23 protein-coding genes are annotated in these 20,923 nt (G+C 59.0%); 12 read left to right on the top strand and 11 right to left on the bottom strand.

The features are described 5' to 3' along the window. Positions 1 to 12: 12 nt before the first annotated feature. The 5 genes from DIT72_RS16670 to DIT72_RS16690 are packed head-to-tail and all read right to left on the bottom strand — an operon-like array spanning position 13 to position 3,130. On the bottom strand, positions 13 to 366 hold the full coding sequence (locus DIT72_RS16670; protein WP_135956377.1) for an STAS domain-containing protein: 354 nt from the start codon (positions 364 to 366) through the stop codon (positions 13 to 15). After that, the gene (locus tag DIT72_RS16675; protein ID WP_135956378.1) at positions 363 to 1,019 is read right to left on the bottom strand and encodes an MlaC/ttg2D family ABC transporter substrate-binding protein; all 657 of its coding nucleotides are present in this window, start codon (positions 1,017 to 1,019) and stop codon (positions 363 to 365) included. Before DIT72_RS16675 ends, DIT72_RS16670 begins: the two co-directional genes overlap by 4 nt. A gap of 31 nt (positions 1,020 to 1,050) precedes the next feature. Beyond that, entirely contained in the window at positions 1,051 to 1,500 is a 450-nt protein-coding gene (gene mlaD, locus DIT72_RS16680; protein ID WP_135956379.1) for an outer membrane lipid asymmetry maintenance protein MlaD, read from the bottom strand. A 38-nt stretch (positions 1,501 to 1,538) separates the two neighbouring features. Continuing rightward, positions 1,539 to 2,318, bottom strand: coding sequence for a lipid asymmetry maintenance ABC transporter permease subunit MlaE (mlaE, locus tag DIT72_RS16685; protein ID WP_206081119.1), 780 nt, complete (start codon positions 2,316 to 2,318; stop codon positions 1,539 to 1,541). Continuing rightward, complete coding sequence (locus DIT72_RS16690; protein ID WP_135956381.1) at positions 2,318 to 3,130, bottom strand: ABC transporter ATP-binding protein; 813 nt, start codon at positions 3,128 to 3,130, stop codon at positions 2,318 to 2,320. The genes mlaE and DIT72_RS16690 overlap by 1 nt, the downstream gene beginning before the upstream one ends. 237 nt (positions 3,131 to 3,367) lie before the next feature. Here DIT72_RS16690 and DIT72_RS16695 point away from each other — a divergent pair, with 237 nt between their 5' ends. The 12 genes from DIT72_RS16695 (at position 3,368) to yjgA (ending at position 12,662) form a co-directional block, all read left to right on the top strand. After that, on the top strand, positions 3,368 to 4,348 hold the full coding sequence (locus tag DIT72_RS16695) for a KpsF/GutQ family sugar-phosphate isomerase (protein WP_135956382.1): 981 nt from the start codon (positions 3,368 to 3,370) through the stop codon (positions 4,346 to 4,348). A gap of 11 nt (positions 4,349 to 4,359) precedes the next feature. Beyond that, positions 4,360 to 4,917 (top strand): KdsC family phosphatase, encoded by a 558-nt coding sequence (locus tag DIT72_RS16700; RefSeq protein WP_135956411.1) that lies wholly within the window; start codon positions 4,360 to 4,362, stop codon positions 4,915 to 4,917. Next, positions 4,917 to 5,507 (top strand): LPS export ABC transporter periplasmic protein LptC, encoded by a 591-nt coding sequence (gene lptC, locus DIT72_RS16705; RefSeq protein ID WP_135956383.1) that lies wholly within the window; start codon positions 4,917 to 4,919, stop codon positions 5,505 to 5,507. Before DIT72_RS16700 ends, lptC begins: the two co-directional genes overlap by 1 nt. After that, entirely contained in the window at positions 5,491 to 6,090 is a 600-nt protein-coding gene (lptA, locus tag DIT72_RS16710) for a lipopolysaccharide transport periplasmic protein LptA (protein WP_135956384.1), read from the top strand. Before lptC ends, lptA begins: the two co-directional genes overlap by 17 nt. Next, a complete protein-coding gene (gene lptB / locus DIT72_RS16715) occupies positions 6,068 to 6,793 on the top strand; it encodes an LPS export ABC transporter ATP-binding protein (protein ID WP_135956385.1) in 726 nt (241 codons plus the stop codon). The genes lptA and lptB overlap by 23 nt, the downstream gene beginning before the upstream one ends. A 119-nt stretch (positions 6,794 to 6,912) precedes the next feature. After that, positions 6,913 to 8,439, top strand: coding sequence for an RNA polymerase factor sigma-54 (locus tag DIT72_RS16720; RefSeq protein ID WP_135956412.1), 1,527 nt, complete (start codon positions 6,913 to 6,915; stop codon positions 8,437 to 8,439). 26 nt (positions 8,440 to 8,465) lie between these two features. Then, on the top strand, positions 8,466 to 8,774 hold the full coding sequence (gene hpf / locus DIT72_RS16725; protein WP_135956386.1) for a ribosome hibernation promoting factor: 309 nt from the start codon (positions 8,466 to 8,468) through the stop codon (positions 8,772 to 8,774). A gap of 97 nt (positions 8,775 to 8,871) precedes the next feature. Then, the gene (gene ptsN / locus DIT72_RS16730) at positions 8,872 to 9,342 is read left to right on the top strand and encodes a PTS IIA-like nitrogen regulatory protein PtsN (RefSeq protein WP_135956387.1); all 471 of its coding nucleotides are present in this window, start codon (positions 8,872 to 8,874) and stop codon (positions 9,340 to 9,342) included. 28 nt (positions 9,343 to 9,370) lie between these two features. After that, complete coding sequence (gene rapZ, locus DIT72_RS16735) at positions 9,371 to 10,252, top strand: RNase adapter RapZ (RefSeq protein ID WP_135956388.1); 882 nt, start codon at positions 9,371 to 9,373, stop codon at positions 10,250 to 10,252. 7 nt (positions 10,253 to 10,259) lie between these two features. After that, on the top strand, positions 10,260 to 10,529 hold the full coding sequence (locus DIT72_RS16740; RefSeq protein WP_135956389.1) for an HPr family phosphocarrier protein: 270 nt from the start codon (positions 10,260 to 10,262) through the stop codon (positions 10,527 to 10,529). Positions 10,530 to 10,623: 94 nt separating this feature from the next. Then, positions 10,624 to 11,985, top strand: a complete 1,362-nt coding sequence (gene mgtE, locus DIT72_RS16745) for a magnesium transporter (RefSeq protein ID WP_135956390.1) — start codon at positions 10,624 to 10,626, stop codon at positions 11,983 to 11,985. Positions 11,986 to 12,131: 146 nt separating this feature from the next. Beyond that, positions 12,132 to 12,662, top strand: coding sequence for a ribosome biogenesis factor YjgA (yjgA, locus tag DIT72_RS16750; protein ID WP_135956391.1), 531 nt, complete (start codon positions 12,132 to 12,134; stop codon positions 12,660 to 12,662). Between the two features lie 12 nt (positions 12,663 to 12,674). Here the strand turns inward: yjgA and DIT72_RS16755 are convergent, their stop codons facing one another. Genes DIT72_RS16755 through mreC form a run of 6 tightly spaced genes read right to left on the bottom strand, consistent with a single transcriptional unit; the run spans position 12,675 to position 20,795 of the window. After that, positions 12,675 to 13,559 carry a carbon-nitrogen hydrolase family protein gene (locus DIT72_RS16755; protein WP_135956392.1) on the bottom strand — a complete coding sequence of 295 codons (885 nt, stop codon included), beginning with the start codon at positions 13,557 to 13,559 and terminating at the stop codon, positions 12,675 to 12,677. Between the two features lie 23 nt (positions 13,560 to 13,582). Then, positions 13,583 to 17,311, bottom strand: a complete 3,729-nt coding sequence (locus tag DIT72_RS16760; protein WP_228260853.1) for a YhdP family phospholipid transporter — start codon at positions 17,309 to 17,311, stop codon at positions 13,583 to 13,585. Positions 17,312 to 17,366: 55 nt separating this feature from the next. Next, complete coding sequence (gene rng / locus DIT72_RS16765) at positions 17,367 to 18,848, bottom strand: ribonuclease G (RefSeq protein WP_135956394.1); 1,482 nt, start codon at positions 18,846 to 18,848, stop codon at positions 17,367 to 17,369. After that, positions 18,841 to 19,446 (bottom strand): Maf family protein, encoded by a 606-nt coding sequence (locus DIT72_RS16770; RefSeq protein WP_135956395.1) that lies wholly within the window; start codon positions 19,444 to 19,446, stop codon positions 18,841 to 18,843. The genes rng and DIT72_RS16770 overlap by 8 nt, the downstream gene beginning before the upstream one ends. 18 nt (positions 19,447 to 19,464) lie before the next feature. After that, complete coding sequence (gene mreD, locus DIT72_RS16775) at positions 19,465 to 19,941, bottom strand: rod shape-determining protein MreD (RefSeq protein ID WP_135956396.1); 477 nt, start codon at positions 19,939 to 19,941, stop codon at positions 19,465 to 19,467. Then, positions 19,941 to 20,795: a rod shape-determining protein MreC gene (gene mreC / locus DIT72_RS16780; RefSeq protein WP_211578882.1), complete on the bottom strand. Its 855-nt coding sequence runs from the start codon at positions 20,793 to 20,795 to the stop codon at positions 19,941 to 19,943. The genes mreD and mreC overlap by 1 nt, the downstream gene beginning before the upstream one ends. Positions 20,796 to 20,923: the final 128 nt, after the last annotated feature.

A 20,923-nucleotide genomic window follows, 5' to 3' on the forward strand; every position in this document is an offset into this window, starting at 1 on the left:
ATGGCGTCCGGGTCAGCTCTGGTCCCGGTTTTCACGGGGCGCCTGAGAGGGTGCCTGCGACGGGAAGCCCGGCAACTGGTCATCGAGACCGCTCAAAGCTGCGAGCGAAGCCAGCCGTTCGCCGACACCTGAAAAGTGAAGGTTCTGGCTGTGGCGGCGCGCCAGGCGCTGCCAGCAAAGCAGAAGCGAAAGCACCACGCTGTGCGCGGTACTCATTGCGGTGAGATCCACTGTCAGGTCCGTCTTGCTGCCCAGGATCAGCCGCTCGCCCTCTTTCCTGAGCGCAACCACGGTCAGCGGGTCGATACTGCCGCTGAGCGTCAGCCTGTCATCTTCCAGGGTGACCGTGGCCTGCGCTGAGGTCATGATTTGTCGACTTCATCTTCCAGATTCAGGGAATCAACGGCATCCCCCCAACCGTCGATCACGGCCTGGACTTTACCGCCATTTTTTTCCATCTCCTGGCTGAAGCGATCACGGAACGCCAGGCCGATGTTCACACCCTCAACGATGACGTTCTCCATCATCCAGCGGCCTTCGTCTGTCTTGTACATGGAATAGGCCACCGGATACCGGTTCCCCGACGCGCTGATCACTTCCATGCGTACCGACGCACGCTCGTCATTGTCCGGATTGATCACTGCGTCCTTCACCTTGATGGTGAAATCCTCGGTGCTCACCAGAGCCTGGGCGTAGCTGTCAAAGAGACTGCGCTTGAACTTTTCCACGAACTCGTCGCGCTGCTCCGGAGACGTCTGGCGCGCGTAACGCCCCATCACCCGGGCGGCAATTCTGCGAAAGTCCACGAAGCCTTCCAGCTCCTGCTCCATGCTGCGGTAAAAAGCCTGCGGATCTTTTTCATACAGCCCCTTTTCTTCATGGAGCTTGTCCACGAGTTGCTGGGTATTTTCATCCACGTACTCAACCAGGTCTTTCTCGGGGCTGGCGTGGACCGGAACCGCTACAGCGGTCATTAATAATGCAACTACTAGCAGCAGGCTGTGCCTGATCAGAACCATGGTTGTCTCCTGTAAACCACTTGCTTTCGTTTTACTGCCCGGAGGCAAAGTTGGATATCATTCGTTCAAGGTTCATGGCGGACTGCGTGGAGTAAAAAGTATCCCCGTCGTCGAGAGATTCCGTGTCGCCGCCCACTGAAATATCAATGTACTGCTCACCAAGCAGACCGGATGTACGTATTACTGCTGCGCTATCGGCGGGAATGTTGTCGACACTCCCGTTCACATCAATAACCACCCGGGCCTGGAAAGTTTCTTTATTCAGTGAAATCTCCCGGATACTGCCGACGGTCACACCGGCCATGGACACCCTGGCGCGGGGTGTCAGGCCGCCGGCGTCGTTGAAGTTGGCGTAGAGCGTGTAGGAACTCTCCGGCGCCTTGGGCGTTAGCCCGCTGACCTGCAGTGCCAGAAACATCATGGCCGCGATTCCGGCAATCATGAACAGCCCCACGATGACTTCTGTTGTTCTCTGTGCCATGACGGCCCCCTGTGTCCAGATGTTTCAGTATACCGCGATCAGAAGTCGCCAAACATGACGGCAGTGAGCACAAAATCCAGCCCCAGCACCGCCAGCGAGGAATACACCACGGTCTTGGTGGTAGCGGAGCTGATACCCTCCGAGGTGGGCACACAGTCATAGCCCTGGTAGACCGCAATCCAGCTGCAGACAAAGCCGAACACCACACTCTTGATGACGCCATTCAGCACATCAGAGGTAAAGCTCACCGAGGCCTGCATATTGCCCCAGAACGACCCCTCGAAAACGCCGAGCCATTCAACGCCCACCAGCATGCCGCCCCAGATTCCGACCACCGAAAACACCGCCGCCAGCACCGGAACCGCAATGAAGCCTGCCCAGAGCCGCGGGGCAATCACCCGGCGAAGCGGATCAACACCCATCATTTCCATGCTGGAAAGCTGTTCGGTGGTTTTCATCAGACCGATTTCCGCCGTCAGTGCCGAGCCGGCGCGACCCGCAAACAGCAGCGCCGTCACCACCGGCCCAAGCTCCCGTACCAGCGTCAGGGCGATCATCTGACCAACGGCCGCTTCCGATCCATAATCACTGAGGATGGTGTAGCCCTGGAGCCCCAGCACCATACCGATGAACAGGCCGGACACCACAATGATCGCCAGGGACAGCACGCCGATCGAATACAATTGTTTCACCAACAGCGGGAATGCCACGGAAGGTTTTGACACGCCACCCAGCACGCCGGCCAGAAAACGCCCGGAGCGGCCCAGCGAGGCTATGATCTCAAGCCCCAGCCGCCCCAATGCCGCCAGTTTTTCCATCAGCGGCTACTCCCGGTAATGCCCCAGTCCTGCCCTGCCTCGGCTGCCGGGTAATGAAATGGTACCGGACCATCCGGATGGCCGTGCAGAAACTGCTGGACCCGCTCCGACGGATGCGCCCGCAGCTCCTCGGGAGTGCCGTCGCCGATAACCTGGCCATCCGCCACAATGCAGGCGTAATGACAGATACTCAGGGATTCCTGCACATCATGGGAAACCATCACACTGGTCAGGCCCATGGAGCTGTTCAGATCCCGGATCAGCTTGATCAGTACCCCCATGGCAATGGGATCCTGACCGGTGAAAGGCTCGTCGTACATGATCAGTTCCGGATCCAGCGCGATGCTGCGGGCCAGCGCCACCCGCCGGGTCATTCCCCCGGACAGCTCCGCTGGCATCAGTTCGCGGGCGCCGCGCAGGCCAACCGCCTCCAGCTTCATCAGCACGATATCGCGGATCATGTCTTCCGGCAGAGCGGTATGAACCCGAAGGGGAAAGGCCACGTTCTCGAACACACTCAGATCCGTAAACAGGGCACCGCTCTGGAACAGCATGCCCATTTTCTCCCGCAGGCGGTACAGGGCCTTGCGCTTGAGTCGCGGAACATTTTCACCGGCGACAGTAATGGTGCCGGAATCGGGCCGCAACTGGCCGCCGATCAGTCTCAGCAGCGTGGTCTTGCCGGTGCCGCTGGGGCCCATGATGGCGGTAATCTTTCCGCGGGGGATACGCAGGCTGACACCATCGAAGATGCGACGACCACTGCGGGTGAAAACCACGTCTTCAAGCTCGATGTAGGGAGAAGTGTCCATACCTGTTTCCAGTAACCGCCCGGGTATTACAGGGCCGGCCTCAGGGGGTCGGCTGCAGCCCTCAATGTGTGCGTACATTATGCCAACCTGCCGACAACCTCAATCCATCCCTGGCAAAATGAATTGATAGCAATGATCAGATTTGCTGAACGTCCTGTCATGAAGGCAGCCAAAGCCCTTGAAGTGATATACTCTCGCCACGAAGAAAAGCATTAACATTCCGAACCCGGGTGCCAGATGAACACCGAAATCAGTCACAAGTTCAGAGAATCCGCCCTGCGGGCCATTGAGATTGAGCGCGACGCCATTCACGCGCTGACCGAAAGGATCGATGACCAGTTCGTTCGCGCCTGCGAGGTCATCATGGCCTGCAGGGGACGCGTGGTGGTGACCGGCATGGGCAAATCAGGCCACATCGGCAACAAGATTGCCGCCACGCTGGCCAGCACCGGCACACCTGCGTTCTTTGTGCACCCGGGCGAAGCCAGCCATGGCGACCTGGGGATGATTACCAGCCAGGATGTGGTGCTGGGCATCTCCAACAGTGGCAACACCAGTGAAGTGCTGACCATACTGCCGCTGATAAAACGCATGGGCGCCCCGCTGATCAGCATGACCGGCAACCATAACTCCACCCTGGCGCGGGAAGCCGTCGCCAATCTGGACGTCAGCGTCGCCCTGGAAGCCTGCCCTCTCGGCCTGGCGCCCACCTCCAGCACCACCGCCACCCTGGTGATGGGCGATGCCCTGGCAGTTGCCCTGCTTGAGGCCCGTGGCTTCAGTAGCGAAGACTTTGCACTGTCGCACCCCGGTGGCACACTGGGTCGCAGACTGCTGCTCCGGGTGTCCGAAATCATGCACACCGGTGACCGCATCCCCCGGGTAGAGGACACCACCACTCTCAGCGGTGCGCTGCTGGAGATTTCACGCAAAGGGCTGGGCATGACCACTGTTGTCAACACCGCAGGCGATCTTGTGGGGGTATTCACCGATGGTGACCTGCGCCGGACCCTGGACCGTTCCGTGGATATCCATAACACGCCCATCGCCGAAGTGATGACTCGCAACGGCCGGGTAATCCACGCCGACCAGCTGGCCGCCGAAGCCCTCAACATGATGGAAGAGCTGAAAATCAATGCCCTGCCGGTGATTGACCGCGACGGCAAGCTGACCGGCGCCATCAACATGCACGACCTGCTGCGGGCCGGGGTGATCTGATGAGCGATCTGATGACAGACCAGCAGCGCCCGCAGTGGCCGGCAGACCTGATGGAAAAAGCAGCCGCCATACGCCTGCTTGCGCTGGACGTCGATGGCGTGATGACCGATGGCAAGCTGTTTTTCAGCGCCTTCGGAGATGAACTGAAAGGCTTCAACATTCTCGACGGCCTGGGTATCAAGCAGGTGATGGCGGCGGGAATTGAAGTTGCGGTCATTACCGGTCGCCGTTCGCCCGTGACCGCAAAACGCATGAAGGATCTCGGCGTCCCTCACCTGATACAGGGTCGGGAAGACAAGAAAGCTGCTCTGGCAGAGCTGGTGGGCAAGCTTGGCATCTCCCGGCAACAGATCGCCTACATGGGCGATGACCTGCCGGACCTGCCGGCCATCCGCTATGCCGGGCTCGGAATAACAGTACCCAATGGCTACTGGTTTGTACGCCAGCATGCCGATTTCTGTACCGTCGCCCACGGCGGCAGCGGTGCGGTCAGGGAAGCCTGCGAATTGCTGCTGAGTGCCTGCGGGCAACTCGAGGCCAGCCTGCAACCCTATCTGGATCAGGACTGATGTCTGCCCGGCGCCTGTTCCACCGCCCCTGGGTACGAACCCTCAGCCTGGCCGCTACGGTAGTGGCACTGTTCTTTCTGCTCTGGCAAAGTGATGACCCGTCGGAACCAACAGAGGCTGCAGACCTGCGGGGTGAATCCGAGCCCGACGGTTTTGTGGTTAACGGCCATTTCCTGTCGTACGACGAAACGGGGCGGCTGACAACGCGGTTCCGAAGCCCGCGCATTGAGCAGTTCGAGTCCCGCAACGAAACCGTTATGGACTCCCCCCGGGCGACACTTTACGGCGAAGAAGGCGACCCGCCCTGGCAGGTTCAGGCCACCAGGGGGCGTTTTCTTGAAGCTGATGAGCTGGTTCATCTGACCGGTAATGTAAAGGTAATACGGCAGGCCGAAGGCGGCAGCCCGCTGACCCTGACCACAACGGCACTGACCATGAACAACCGGGATCGCACCGTTTACACGGATGAGCCGGTGCAATTGACAGACGCCCTCGGTCTGACCACGGCTACCGGAATGAAGGCCTGGATTGATGAGCGCATTCTTGAACTTGAATCGCAGGTGGAAGGACGTTATGAGCCCGGCAAATAAATTCTTGCAGCGCGTCAGGCCTTTTGGGCCCGCCGCGAAACCGGTGGTAGTGGCCGCCGTCTGTCTGGCGCTGTTTGCGCCGGCATCCCAGGCATTTGACCCGCAGTCGGATGCTCCCATCAGGGTCAGTGCGGACAGCGCACGGCTGGATGATGTCCGGGGCATCGCCACCTACACGGGTGCCGTGGAAATGACCCAGGGCCAGACCAGCCTGAGCGCCGACAAAGTCGTGCTGTATCGGGACGAGACCGGCATCAGCCGCATAGAGGCAAACGGCCAGCCCGCACACTACCGGCAGCCGGCCACAGAAGGTCAGGGAAAAACCGATGCCCGTGCCCTGGACATCACCTGGTCTGCCTCCGAAAACCGGGTAACCTTCGAGCGTGAGGCAGTTATCGAGCAGGATGGCAACCTGTTCCGCGGTGATATTATCCACTATGACAGCGCCGATCGCATCGTCACCGCCAAGGGCGCTGCTGACGAGGGCGAAGGCAGCGGCCGCGTCGAGATGGTGATCCAGCCACGCGGCACAACCAGCAACCCCGACAGACAGGATACCGATGGCAGTTCTCAGAGCCAGTAACCTGGCAAAAAGCTATAAGCAGAAGAAAGTCGTCATCGACGTTTCCCTGGAAATCCGCAGCGGCGAAATCGTCGGACTGTTAGGCCCCAACGGCGCTGGCAAGACCACCTGCTTCTATATGATCGTGGGGCTGGTTCCGGCCGACAACGGCCGGGTTACCATCGACAGCCAGGACATCACGCCACTGCCCATGCATGGCAGAGCACGCAAAGGTATCGGTTATTTGCCCCAGGAAGCCTCGGTATTCCGCAAACTGACGGTGCGCGACAACATCATGGCTATCCTGGAAACCCGCCGCGGGCTCAGCCGCAGTGACCGGGATGCCAAGCTCGAAGAGCTGCTCGACGAGTTTCATATCACCCATATCCGCGACAGTCAGGGCATGGCATTGTCTGGCGGTGAGCGCAGACGGGTGGAAATCGCCCGCGCCCTGGCGATGGAGCCTGCCTTCATCCTGCTGGACGAACCCTTTGCCGGCGTCGACCCGATCTCGGTGAGCGATATCAAGCATATAATCCGCCATCTGCGGGACAAGGGTATCGGTGTGCTGATCACCGACCACAATGTCAGGGAAACCCTGGACATCTGTGAAAACGCCTATATAGTCAGCGGGGGCCACATCATCGCCTCTGGCAGCTCGGACGACATCCTCGCCAACCAGCAGGTCAAGGAAGTGTATCTAGGCAATGAATTTCGCCTGTAGTACACTCGGCAAAGAACTTGCTTGGCACGGCAAGTATCGAGCATACAAAGAGTTTTTGTGCAACCCAAACTCCCTGGTGAGCCCGCGAGCGACCGAGTGACGGATCCTGAACTATGGTTATGAAAGCCTCATTACAGTTAAAGCTGGGTCAAAGCCTGACCATGACGCCCCAGCTGCAACAGGCAATCAGGCTTCTGCAGCTCTCTACCCTCGATCTCCAGCAGGAAATCCAGCAGGCGCTGGAATCCAATCCCATGCTGGAGACCTCGGAAGACGACGATAACCAGAATCCGGAACCTGCGGACAACGAAAACAGCGCAGCGGAAACATCGTCGTCGGAAGAATCAGCCACTGCCGCGGAATCGACGCCCGATTGGGATGAATCGGAAAACGGGCCTGACTGGTCGTCGGAAACCGACAGCCCTGACACCATTCCCGATGACCTCCCGGTCGACACTGCGTGGGACGACATCTACCAGTCTGCACCGGCTTCTTCCGCCCGCAATGAAGACGAAAACGACAACGACTTTGAAACCCGCAACTCGCCTACAGAAACCCTGCACGATCACCTGCAGTGGCAACTGAACCTGACGCCCCTGAGCGAAAGAGACCAGGCCATCGCCCACGCGTTGATGGATGCGGTTGATAATCACGGCTACCTGACCTCCCCGCTCGAGGAAATCCATTCAGGAATGGTCGACGAATCTGATGAGGATCCGCTGGATCTTGATGAAGTGGAAGCGGTTCTGCATCGCCTGCAGCATTTCGACCCGCCGGGGGTCTTCGCCCGGGACCTGCAGGAGTGCCTGCTGATCCAGCTTAACCAGCTGCCACCGGATACGCCCTGGCTGGCCCAGGCGCGGCTGGTGATTACCCATTATATCAATCTGCTGGGCAATCGTGATTACGCCCAGCTGCTGCGCCGCAGCCGCCTGAAAGAAGACCAGTTGCGGGATGTTCTGGCCCTCATCACCGGGTTGAACCCGCGCCCGGGCGACACTCTCGACCAGGCCGAGCCGGACTACGTGATACCGGACGTGATCGTGCGCAAGCACAACGAGCGCTGGCGGGTAGAGCTGAACCCGGAAATTGCGCCGCGCATTCGCGTCAACTCGAGCTATGCTTCACTTATAAAGCGCGCGGACAGCAGTGCCGACAACACCTATCTGCGGGATCAGCTTCAGGAAGCAAAGTGGTTTATCAAGAGCCTGCAGAGCCGTAACGAGACCCTGCTCAAAGTGGCTACGCGGATTGTCGAGCACCAGCAGGGATTCCTGGATCATGGCGAAGAACATATGAAGCCGCTGATCCTGTCGGATATTGCACAGGCGGTGGAAATGCATGAATCGACCATTTCCAGGGTGACTACCCAGAAGTACATGCACACGCCGCGGGGCATATTTGAACTCAAGTATTTTTTCTCAAGCCATGTCAGCACTGACGAGGGCGGAGAATGTTCCTCTACGGCCATTCGGGCGATGATCAAAAAGCTGATTGCAACGGAAACCCCGAAAAAGCCGTTGAGCGATAGTAAAATTGCAGCCATGCTAGGAGAACAGGGTATAAAGGTAGCGAGAAGAACCGTGGCCAAGTACCGTGAGGCAATGCACATCCCGCCGTCCAACGAGAGAAAGCGACTGGTGTAGTAAACATCCGAAAACAGGAGAAGCCAATGCAACTCAATATTTCAGGCCATCACGTAGAACTGACCCCCGCACTGAAAGATTACGTATCAGGCAAATTTGAAAAGCTTGAGCGGCACTTTGACCACATCAGCAATTGCCAGGTCACCCTGGAGGTGGAAAAAGTGCGCCAGATGGCGGAAGCTACGCTTCACGTGATCGGTGGTGAAATTCACGCAAAGGCCGAAAACACCGATATGTATGCCGCTATTGATGCACTGGTGGATAAGCTGGACAGGCAGATACTGAAGCACAAGGAAAAGAATGTTGACCGGATGCATGGAAACGGCGCCCGCTAGGGCGTCCCGCTCCCTGCATATTAGTTAATCGAGCTGTGGCGCTGGCTGATAGTTCAGCTGGTGCCGCAGCCTTTTTTTACGGAACTGCAGTCGATTCATGACCGACACATCCCTGACTATCGAGAACATTCTCGCGCCGGATCTGGCCCTTTGCAGGGTACCCGCATCCAGCAAAAAGCGGGTTATGGAAACCATTGCCGAGCAGATCCAGCAACATGATCCGTCACTCAGCGATACCGAGATCTTCAACAACCTCGTTGCCCGTGAGCGACTGGGCAGCACGGGTATTGGCCAGGGTATCGCCATTCCCCACTGCCGCCTGGAAGGGCTTGATCACGTTGTAGGCGCATTGCTGACACTGGAAGATGGTGTCGCCTTCGATGCCATCGACAACCAGCCGGTGGACCTGGTCTTTGCCCTGATTGTTCCCAAGGAAGCGACCAGCGAGCACCTTGAACTGTTGAGCCAACTGGCCGAAAAGTTCAATGAAAGGGCATTCTGCGATCAGCTCCGCCAGTGCACCGATTCCGACTCGCTCTATCGCCGGATGACGGTCGAGCGCAGCTGAACCACTCCGGATTCGAGGTGAATGGGCTATGAAACTGATCATCGTCAGTGGCCGGTCAGGCTCTGGTAAAAGTACCGCCCTGCATGTGCTGGAAGACCTGGGTTTCTATTGCATCGACAACCTGCCCATCGGGCTGCTGTTTCCCCTGACACGGGAGGCGGCGACCCAGAGTTCACCGGGCCGGCTCGGTAAAATGGCGGTGAGCATCGATGCCCGCAACCTGTCCGGCGAGCTCAGCAACTTCGAGGACATCTATCGCAGCCTGCAGGACACCGGTGTCACCATAGAGGTTATCTACCTGGACGCTGACGAACAGTCGCTGCTGCAGCGTTTCCATGCCACCCGCCGGAAACATCCCCTCAGCGACGACAAGACCTCGCTGAGAGAAGCCATCGGTAACGAAAAGAAGCTGCTGGAACCGCTGTCGAAACTGGCGGATCTTTATATCGATACCACCGGGCTGTCCATGTACGAGCTGCGGGACATGGTCAAGCAGCGGGTAGCCGGGCGGCGTCACCAGGAACTGGCGCTGCTGTTCCAGTCTTTCGGCTTCAAACACGGGGTACCGCTGGACTCGGATTATGTGTTTGATGTTCGCTGCCTGCCCAATCCCTACTGGGACACCAGCCTGCGCAAATTCGTGGGTACCGACCAGCCGGTCATCGACTTTCTGGAAAAGGAACCACTGAGCCGGAAAATGGTGGACGACCTGACCGGCTTTCTGGAAAGCTGGCTGCCCTCCTTCGCCGACAGCAACCGTAGCTATATGACCATTTCCATCGGCTGTACCGGAGGCCAGCATCGCTCGGTTTATATCTGCGAACAACTGGGCAGGCATTTTTCGGACAAGTACAGCAATGTACAGGTTCGCCACTCCGAATTACCCCATCTGCAAAGCCGGGAAAACTGAACCGTTTATGATCCGCCAACCTGTCACCATCATCAACAAACTCGGACTTCATGCCCGGGCCGCTGCCAAGCTGGTCGCCAAAGCATCCGAATTCGACAGCAGCATCCAGATCAGCCGTAACGGGCGCCAGGTGGACGCCAAGAGCATCATGCCTGTGATGATGCTGGCTGCCAGCCAGGGAACAGAGGTAGAGCTGATTGTGGACGGACCGGATGAAGCCGAGGCCGTTGATGAGCTGGTAGCGCTGATCGATGATTATTTCGGCGAAGGCGAATAGCGGCCGCTCAGGACCGGCATTTACCTGCAACTCTTTCTCACCTGTGCAACCTAACTTCGCTATAATACGGAGGTTTTCTGACTGTGGGTGATCCATGACCGATATTCTGGAGAAAAGCCAGGCTCGCCAGCGCCTTCGCTCCCTGAGCGAAGCGCTGGACAGTGGCGCCCTGAAACAGGTTGCCCGCATCCTCAATGGTGGCCTGAGCCCCAGCGATATTGCCCACCTGCTGGAATCCTCACCGCCCCGTCAGCGGGCACTGCTGTGGAACCTGGTCGACAAACAGCTGGAAGGTGAGGTTCTCCAGTACCTCAATGATGATATCCGTGGCTACTTCCTGAGCCAGTTAAACGCGCAGGAACTTGCGGACATCATCGAGGATTTCGAGTCGGACGACCTTGCCGACCTGCTGCAGCAGCTGCCGGATACGGTGATCCAGGAAGTCCTGGACACCATGGACGAACAGGATCGCCAGCGCGTAGAGGAAGTGCTCTCCTATCCGGAGGACACCGCCGGCGGCCTGATGAACACGGACACCATCACGGTGCGCCCGGACATCAGTATCGACGTGGTCTTGCGTTATCTGCGCCGTCACCGCAACCTGCCGCCGATGACCGACAGCCTGATCGTGGTCAGCCGGCGGGACGAATTCATCGGTATGCTGCCGATCACCAAAATGCTGGTTTCCAACCCGACAGCGACGGTACGGGAGGTAATGGACACGGATATCGAGCCGATACCGGTCACGCTTTCCGACACCAAGGTGGCCACGCTGTTCGAACGCTACGACCTGATTTCGGCGCCCGTGGTGAGCGAGGAAGGCAAGCTGCTGGGCCGCATCACCATCGATGACGTGGTTGACGTTATCCGGGAGGATGCCGACCACTCGCTGATGAGCATGGCCGGCCTGGATGAGGATGAAGACACCTTCGCGCCGATTTTCAAGACCACCCGACGCCGCGCTGTCTGGCTGGGCATCAACCTGCTCACGGCCTTTACCGCATCCGCCGTGATTGGCCTTTTTGAAGCCACCATCGAGAAGGTCGTGGCACTGGCCGTATTGATGCCTATCGTGGCGTCCATGGGCGGTATCGCCGGCAGCCAGACCCTGACCCTGGTGATCCGCGGCATGGCCGTGGGCCAGATCAGCGGTGCCAATGTAGGCTGGCTGCTGAACCGTGAGTTTGTCGCCGGCGTCCTGAACGGACTGCTCTGGGCCGTGGTGGTGGCCTCGGCTGCCACCCTCTGGTTCAGGGACATGATGATCGGCGCCATCATCGCCGCCGCACTGATCATCAACCTGATTGCCGCGGCGCTGGTGGGTACCGTACTGCCCCTGTTTCTCAAATCCCGCAACATTGATCCGGCGCTGGCAGGTAGCGTTATACTGACAACGGTAACCGACGTGGTCGGGTTTATGGCGTTTCTTGGCCTGGCTACGATATTTTATGGGTGAGCGGCTTGTCGGATTACAGGCCTGGTGTCGGATTACGCCTTCGGCTAATCCGACCTACAGTGATTCAGGCGACCCCGTAGGTCGGATTAGCGCAGCGTAATCCGACACCAGACAAACCCATACCAAATCAACAACACGGGCACTTCATGAACGATACCCAGGACGACCTCCCCGAATACTCCGGCCCCAGCAAATCCCAGCTCAAACGGGACATGCACCGGCTGCAGGCGCTGGGCAAGCGTATGCTGGAGCTGAGTAATGACCAGCTTGACACCCTGCCCATCAGCGGCACGCTGAGGGCGGCCATTGAGGAATCCCGCCGCATTCGCCAGAATGAGGCCCGCCGGCGCCACTTGCAGTATATTGGCAAGATCATCCGCCAGGAAGACGACCCTGAAGGTCTGACCCGCGCCATTGATGCGTTCGATTCCGGCAGTGAGGAACACACCCGCCGTCACCATCTGGCAGAGCGCTGGCGTGACCGCATGATCGAAGAGGGTGACCCGGCGGTGGGGGAATTCCTGAACTACTGCACAACCGCCGATATCCAGCACCTGCGCAACCTGGCCCGCAACGCCCGCCGGGACATGCAGCAGGAGAAAAATACCGGCCAGCCAAGAAAACTGTTCCGCTATCTGAGGGAATGCATTGACGATGTGGAGGCGGCCGGCCGCTAGTGTCCGGTCTGGCTAGAGCCTCCGGTGCTCCCAGACCGGCATCCGTGTGCGTATCTCGCGGAGCCGTTCCTGATCCAGCTCGGCAGTGACCACTCCCGGTCCTTCGCCGAGCTCCGACAGCACTCGCCCCCAGGGGTCGACGATCATGCTGTGGCCATAGGTGCGCCGGCGCTCGCTGTTCTGGCCACCCTGCCCCGGTGCCACCATCCAGACCTGGTTTTCAATGGCTCTGGCCCGCAACAAGGCATGCCAGTGGGCATCGCCGGTGTTCCAGGTAAAGGCGCTGGGCAATGACACCCACTCGGCGCCCTGCTCCCGCAATTTACGGAAAAGCTCCGGAAAACGAAGGTCGTAGCAGATAGCCAGCCCCAGCCGTCCGGCGGGGGTATCGATCACAACCACCTCTTCACCGGGCTCGAAGGTGTCGGACTCCCGATACTGGCCCTGGGCGTCCTCTACCATGGCATCAAACAGGTGGATCTTGTCGTAGCGGGCCACTTCCTCGCCCTGGCCGTTATAAACCAGGCAACAGGCCCTGACGCGATCCTTCACCGTGGAGCCGTCCGGGCGTGACGCAATCGGCAGTGAGCCGCCGACAATCCAGATCCCCAGCTCAGCGGATTGTTCTGCCAGGAAATGCCGTATCAGGTTATCCGGATCGGCCTCACGACGGCCACAACCAATCATCTGGCGGGTTGCCAGTACCGCGAAATTTTCCGGCAGCACCGCCATCCCGGCTCCGGACGCGGCCGCCTCCGCCAGCAGACGCCCTGCCTCCCTGAGATTGGCGGCGATGTCGTGGGTGCTGACCATCTGAATGGCCGCCACCCTGTTTTTCACTCTGTTTTTCGCCCCGTGATCCTGTCTGTTCACTGCCTGCTGTGCGTTCGCTGACATTTACTGTCCTCCGGGTAAAGTCATTACTGGCCGGTGTCGAATACTCGCCTGAGCCGAACATCCGGTTCGTCCCAGTTCCCTGTCACACTATAAGTTGCACTGGTGAGTTTACTCAATGGATCGCCCAGGACTTTGTCCAGCACAAACAGCGCTCCGCCGATGGGAGCTCCGGCGCCCATCAGCAGTGCAGCCAGAGGCAGGTTCTGGGTCAACGGCAGAACCACCACCATTTGCATGTCAAGGGTTTCCTCAATCATGTTGCTTGTGCCGGTGAGCTTGAAAGCGCCTGAAGGACCAACCACCTGCAATTCCGGATCCAGTGTCAGCAACCCGTTGATGATGCTTGCCTTGCCGGAAATGGCATCAAATGCCACACCGGCCTCGTACAGATCCGAGAAATCCAGCTGGAGCCGGCGCCAAAGGGTATCCGAGTTCAACAGGTTGAACACCCGGAACAGCTGCGCGGTACTGTTGCCCTCGAGAATGACGCCGTCGTCGAAACGCACTCGCACTGATCCGCTGAGCCCCGACAGATCGAAATCATTGGGCCGCCCCGGCCAGTCAATGTCCATATTGATGGCAGTACTCTCGCTGCGAAACGGAATCTGGGTACCAAACAGATTGCCCATGTCCGCCAGGGAATCGCCGGTAATGTCGCCGACGAAACGGGTGCTTTCCCGGTCCCCGGCGATGCTCCAGGTCAGTTCCCCGTCGAGCTCCAGGGATTTCAGGGTCCCGCTTATATCCTCAACCCGCAGCCTCGTCGCTTCCGGACGAAGCCACAGAGACCAGCTTCCGGCGTCGTCACCACCAAGCTGGAGACTGGCGATACGAAGGTCGACATCCGGCCAGTTTCCCATTGCCAGTTCCCGGAAAGCGCGGACTTGCTCTTCCGGTTCAGGCAGCGGCGGTATCTCGTCCTCGACTCTCCCCTCGCCCCGCGCAAGCTTCAGCCGCTCGATATCCACAACGACCGGGCTGTCATCAGCGGGCCAGTAAACAACACCGGAAAGCCACTCGGACTCGGCATCAACAGACCACTCCCCGTTCTCCTGGCGTGCTGACACCTCGATATCGGTCAGCTGCTGGTCGCCCAGAAACACCCTGTCAATATCAAGCTCCAGATTGCCGGCCTGCCACAACAACTCCAGATTCAGACGATCCGGCCAGTCAACGGACACATTCACGGCTTCACCCCGGGGGGTTATGGTGGCACTCAGGGGTGCCTTTTGCTCTGTACTTTTCGCCAGGGGCTCCGGCCAGCTGACCGCAAGCCCGGACAAATCCGAATACAGCTTCACGGCGGATGCCTCGTCCGGCGATATATTCAGGGTTGCCTGGTAGCCAAACTCGCCACTGAGCCCGAGACTGGTTCCCTCGCCCAGGGCGGTCTGTGCCAGCAGGTTACGGATATCCAGACGACCGGACTGGCGAATCGTCAGTGCGTCATCCACCCCGGATCGGCGCAAACGAACCGTCACCGGCGCACCCAGGAAACGGCCTCGAAGTGGCTCGTCGGAGAAGCCGTCCTCGGTACTGTAGGTCAGCTCCCCGTTGATCTGCGTCCACTGCAGATCCGCCGGGAGATAGGTCAGCGTACCCTCATCTGCCCGCACCGTGGCGCTGATATCCGCCAGCGAGTCCGAGCCCAGAGGCAGGCCAAGGTCCAGCTCAAGATGATAACTGCCATCCAGACGGATGCTTCGGCCAGCGACGCCGGCCATCTCACCCAGGGGGCTGTTGTCCATCCAGTAAGCCACAGCGTCACCGGGCACCGGCGCGGCCGCATCCACGTAGACACGGACGCCGTCGTCTCCAGGGTCGACGATAACCTGTCCGGGTTGAAGATCGAGCCCGCCGGTGCGGCCCGATTCCACATCAACCCGGGCGCGGCGATTGTGAACGTGAACGGTGCCGGAGACATCGGTAACCTCCGGCCAGCGTTCATCATAGCGTATCGCTGCATCCCTGAAACTGAACACCATGGAGGAAACAAAAGAACCCGGCGGAGCACCGCGGCCAATCACTCCATGGCCGTAATATTCCCCGCTGACGATATCCGCCTTGCTGATCGCGGTGTTGAGCCACTCGGAGAGGCGGGGACCAAGGGCTTTGACCGGCACGAATTCGCCAAGCATATCGGCTCTGCCGTCCTTGATACCGACCTTCAGGCCAAGATTGTTCTCGCCCTGCCTGTCCAGCCGCAGGTCGAAAGCACCGGTCACGTCTGTGCCAGCGCCGTACGTCAGGTGGATATCGTCGGAAAACACGCGGATGATATCGCCATCAAGCCGCCAGGCAACGGTCGCCCCGACATCCTGTAAATCCCAGGGTTCCGGAAACAGGTTGGGCAAGCCCAGCGTCAGTTCCTCGTTCTGCACATCGACATAGCCGCCCTCGTTGTCGACAACCAACTTGCCGTCAACGCCCGAGATCCCCGGCACGCCGCCAAACGCACGGAACTCAAGATCCTGCAACAGCGCGGTCAGCTGGAAGTCTCTGCTGCCCTCCGGCGGCAGTTTGAGCATCAGCTGGTTCAGCCTTCCGGACGGCCGGTGATTTTCCAGCGCCCTTGTGGCGCTTTCGGGAAGTACACCAACGCCGGCTACCAGTCGTCGAAGCGGCTGCAGAGGCAGCCCGTCTGCGATGATCCTGGGGCCTTTCTCATCATGCTGAAAACGAACGCTGAATGGAGGCACCGCCTCACCATTCCACTGCCACTCCAGCCCCTTGAGGTGGAATTCGCCGGCAGTGAACCAGGGCTGGTCCGCTGCTGCTGAATGCGATTCGCCTGACGCTTCCCGTCTGCGCCAGCCAAAACTTGCCCTGATGTCCTCCAGCGGCGCCAGGGATTGGCTACCAGAGCCGATTTGCAGGTAAGGCGTTGTCACGTTACCGCTGACCTGTTCCATCAGGCCGTCACGAAACGTCATCCATACCTGGCCGCCCAGGTTGAATCCTTCCACCCGGACATCCCGCCAGGCGTATTCTTCAACAAGCCCGTCGAACAGCCGTCCGGAGTTGATATCGGCGTATACCTGGCCGGTAAAATCGCCCCGGAAAAAGTGCCGGCCAACCAGTCCGAAGCTGGCCAGCTGTTCGGTGGTTCCGGGACGCATGGCACGGCCTGATGCGTGAAAAAGGCCGCGCTGATAGACCAGATCGAGCTGGGGAATCTCCACGTGCCTTACCTGGTCGTTATTGTCGCGAATCCCGAGGTCAAGGCGGGTTATTTTTACCGACGGATCCGAAAGCCAGGTCCCGGCAAGTTCAAGCCAGCGCTCAATGTCGTTAGCCACCGGCTCGGGAATATCAACCCCCTCAACCATCACTTCGCCACGCCGGGTCTGGTTTACCGTCAGTTTGAGGCCGTCTGCTTCAAAGTTGGCAAACACAATACGCAAGCGGCCCAGTGATGCCAGGAAATCGAGACCGATGCGAACGCTCTGCAGGGAGCCCGCTGCCTTCTTGCCCTCACCGTCAGACAGCACCACAATTTCGCGGGCGATAATGGTCGGGTTGAGCCAGTTCCAGCTGGACGAAAGAGCGCCAATACGGACTTCCTGGCCAAGCTCCGACGACAGCAACTGTTCGATATTGGCGCGGTAATCATTGATATTCTGGGTGAGCTGCCGCCCCAGCCCGGCATACAATGCCAGCAGAACAATAACCACAAGCAGCAGCCACCAGATCAGGCTGGCAAGGCGTGACAGTAATCGGACAACTACATGTCTGTTTTTTTGATCAGCCACACTGGAGGCCATCAGGGGTCACCGCCAAGCCTGATCAATGCCTGGTGTTCCGGCGTTAAAGCAGCACCACATCATACTGCTCCTGACTGTAGAATGGCTCAACCTGGAAGCGAATGGTTTTACTGATGAACGTCTCGAGGTCCGCAACGTTATCGGATTCCTCGTCCAGCAGGCGATCGATCACGCTCTGGGAGGCCATGACAAGATAGCTTTCTGCGTCGTAGGCACGATTTATTCGCAGGATTTCCCGAAACACCTCGTAACAGACGGTTTCACTGGTCTTCAGGAAACCACGGCCATCGCAGATCGGACAGGGTTCACAGAGTATCTGGCCAAGGCTCTCGGTGGTGCGCTTGCGGGTCATTTCCACCAGGCCCAGCTCCGACACCCCGGTTATCTTGGTTTTGGCATGATCCCGCTCCAGCATCTTCTCCAGCATACGGTGCACCTGGCGCTGATGCTCGGAATCATCCATATCAATGAAATCGATAATGATAATGCCGCCAAGGTTGCGCAGCCGGAGCTGGCGACTGATGGCCCGGGCCGCCTCGAGGTTGGTCTTGAAGATGGTTTCCTCAAGGTTACGGTGGCCTACAAAGGCGCCCGTGTTGATATCGATGGTGGTCATTGCCTCGGTCTGGTCAATGATTACATACCCGCCGGACTTCAACTGGACCTTGCGGCTGAGTGCCTTCTGGATTTCATCCTCAACAGAATACAGATCGAAAAGCGGCCGCTCACCGGGATAGTATTCCACCTTTTCAGAGAACTCGGTAACAAATTCGTTCACAAACTCCATGACCCGCTGGTGACTCTCACGGCTGTCGATCCGGACTTTTTCAGTCTGGGGCCGGATCAGATCGCGAATGGTGCGGATAAACAGCGGCAGATCCTGATAGACCACAGACGGCGCCACAGAGCGGGTAATGCGCTCTTCGATCGCCTGGTTGAGGCGATGCAGATAGGCCATGTCACCAAGGAGATCTTCTGCCGGGGCGGCCTCCGCTGCCGTGCGAATGATGTAGCCCCCACTGACGTCCGGGTCGGCTGCGGCTCCTTCCTCCACCAGTGTTTTCAGCCGCAGACGCTCATTCTCGTCCTCGATTCGCTGGGAAATACCGACATGGCTGACACCGGGCATAAACACCAGATAACGGGATGGTATGGATAGCTGGGTGGTCAGCCGCGCGCCCTTGGTGCCGATAGGATCCTTGGTGACCTGTATCACCAGCGACTGGCCTTCCCGCAGCAGGGTACGGATGTCCGGTACCGATTTCGGGGTATCGGTGGGGACATTTGGCGGCTGCTGGACGGGAACCACATCGGACGCGTGAATAAAAGCGGCCCGTTCCAGACCGATATCCACAAACGCCGCCTCCATCCCGGGCAGCACGCGAACCACTTTGCCCTTGTAGATATTGCCGACAATTCCCTTCCGGCTTGTGCGTTCAATGTAGGCTTCCTGGAGCATGCCGTTCTCCACGAGAGCCACCCGGGTTTCTACCGGGGTTACATTGATCAGTATCTCTTCACTCATTGTTGCTCTCCTGACTGCGGTTCCAGGTTTGCCAGACCGGGCATCCGGCGGCGGCAAGTAATTCTGCAGTTTCCTGCAAGGGTAGCCCCACCACAGCGCTGTAGCTGCCCCGCAGTTCTTCTACAAAAATACCACCGCGACCCTGAATACCATAGCCTCCGGCCTTGTCCATGGGTTCTCCGGTAGCCACATAGGCCGCTATTTCCTCGCCGGACAACGGCCGGAAGCGGACATCGGTAACTGCAACCCGGGCCTCACAGTCATTTACGCTGGCAATGGCGACAGCGGTCATTACCTGGTGGGTAGCGCCGGACAGCTCCCTGAGCATCCCCATCGCGTGCTGGCGATTACGGGGCTTGCCAAGAATGCGGCCGGCCAGAACAACGGAGGTGTCCGAGCCGATCACAATGGCGCCCGGCTCTGCCAGCTTAGCAGCCAGTGCTTTTTCCCGGGCAAGCCGCTCCACATAGTGAAGCGCCGATTCACCGCTACCCGGGGTTTCATCAATATCGGCCGGGCAGACCCGGAAGGACAGGCCGATCTGCCGCAGCAGTTCGGCCCGGCGCGGTGAGGCAGAGGCGAGAACAATCGTTGTCATGGAATGCCCGAGCCTCCTCTATCCCAGTTTGCGGTTGAGATTATCAAGCAGGACGCAAACGATGGGCCAGACTATGGCACTTGTCAGCGCCGGCCACAGATAACTGAAGCCCGAGTCATCCGCGCCCAGGATCTGCTTGATGAAATGCACCAGCATCTGGTTTATACCCAACAGCAGGAACACCATCAGGCATTGTTGCGGCATGGGGTACATGCGCAGCCGCTGGTGAATTGTCAGTACCAGAAACGCAATAACCCCCATTCCCAGGGCATTGACACCCAGTGGTGTGGCCTCCAGAACGTCGAGCAACAGCCCCAGACACCAGGCCAGCAGAATGCCGAACTGGGCGGGCGCCCGGAATGTCCAGTAAAACACCATCAACCCCAGCCATTCCGGCCGGAATTCGAACCAACCCACCGGGAACAGCGAACTGCTGAGCACCAGGGCCACCACAATGCTGAATGCGAAGACGGGATAGCTGATCACCGACAGCATCAGCGCACCCCGTCCTGTTCTGCCGCGCCGGCTTCAGTCCTCGGGACTGTATCCTGTGCCTCGTCAGTCGCTTCCTGTTCCGGCGAGAATACCACCAGCAGCAACCGGCTCTTGTTCAGGTTCGCAAGTGGTGTGGCCTCGATTTTCACGAAGGGTTCCCCCTGCTCTTTGGTGATCCTGCTGACTTTGGCAACCGGATATCCTTTGGGAAAACGCCCGCCCAGACCCGAACTGACCAGCAGATCGCCCTCGCGGATGTCGGCGGTATCCGGGACGTGTACCAGCTCCAGCGCTTCCGTGTCTCCGTTGCCCAGAAGAACCGCCCGCAAACCATTGCGGACCACTTCTACCGGCACCGCATGGCTACTGTCCGAAACCAGCAATACCCTGGACGTAAAACTGCTGGTCTGCTCGACCTGTCCCATCAAACCATTGGCGTCCAGTATCGCCTGACCAACCTCGACACCATCCCGGCTGCCCCTGTTTATAACCACTTCATGCGAAAAGGGATCAGGAGAAACAGCGACGACTTCCCCCACGATGACCCGGTCATCAAGTACTTCCGAGGAGTTCATCAGTTTGCGCAGTTCGTTGTTTTCCGATGCCAGGGCGGCGTACTTGAGAGCGCGGCGTTCCAGTATCAGAAGGCGGGCACGGAGCTCCTCATTCTCGGCCTGAAGTTCTTCCTTGGAGGTAAACAGGCCGGCAACCCAGTTGCTGAGCTCCGAAGGAGCATTGCCCAACCAGTGAATGGGTGCCAGGCCCGTGCCAATGGCACTGCGAACCGGGGTAAGCTGATCAAAACGCTCGTCGGCCACAATCAGCGCCGCCGACAACACGATGATCAGCAACAACCTGAAGCCCGGAACGGGGCCCTGCACGAAGATGGTTTTAATGGCGCACCCTCCTGCAGACTCTGCAGGTGTCCATACGACAACCGCCGCCGTGAGATTTCACAAGCGGCGGCCGGGATGGGGCAATG

The sequence above is a fragment of the Marinobacter orientalis genome (assembly GCF_004792665.1).
Taxonomy (GTDB): domain Bacteria; phylum Pseudomonadota; class Gammaproteobacteria; order Pseudomonadales; family Oleiphilaceae; genus Marinobacter; species Marinobacter orientalis.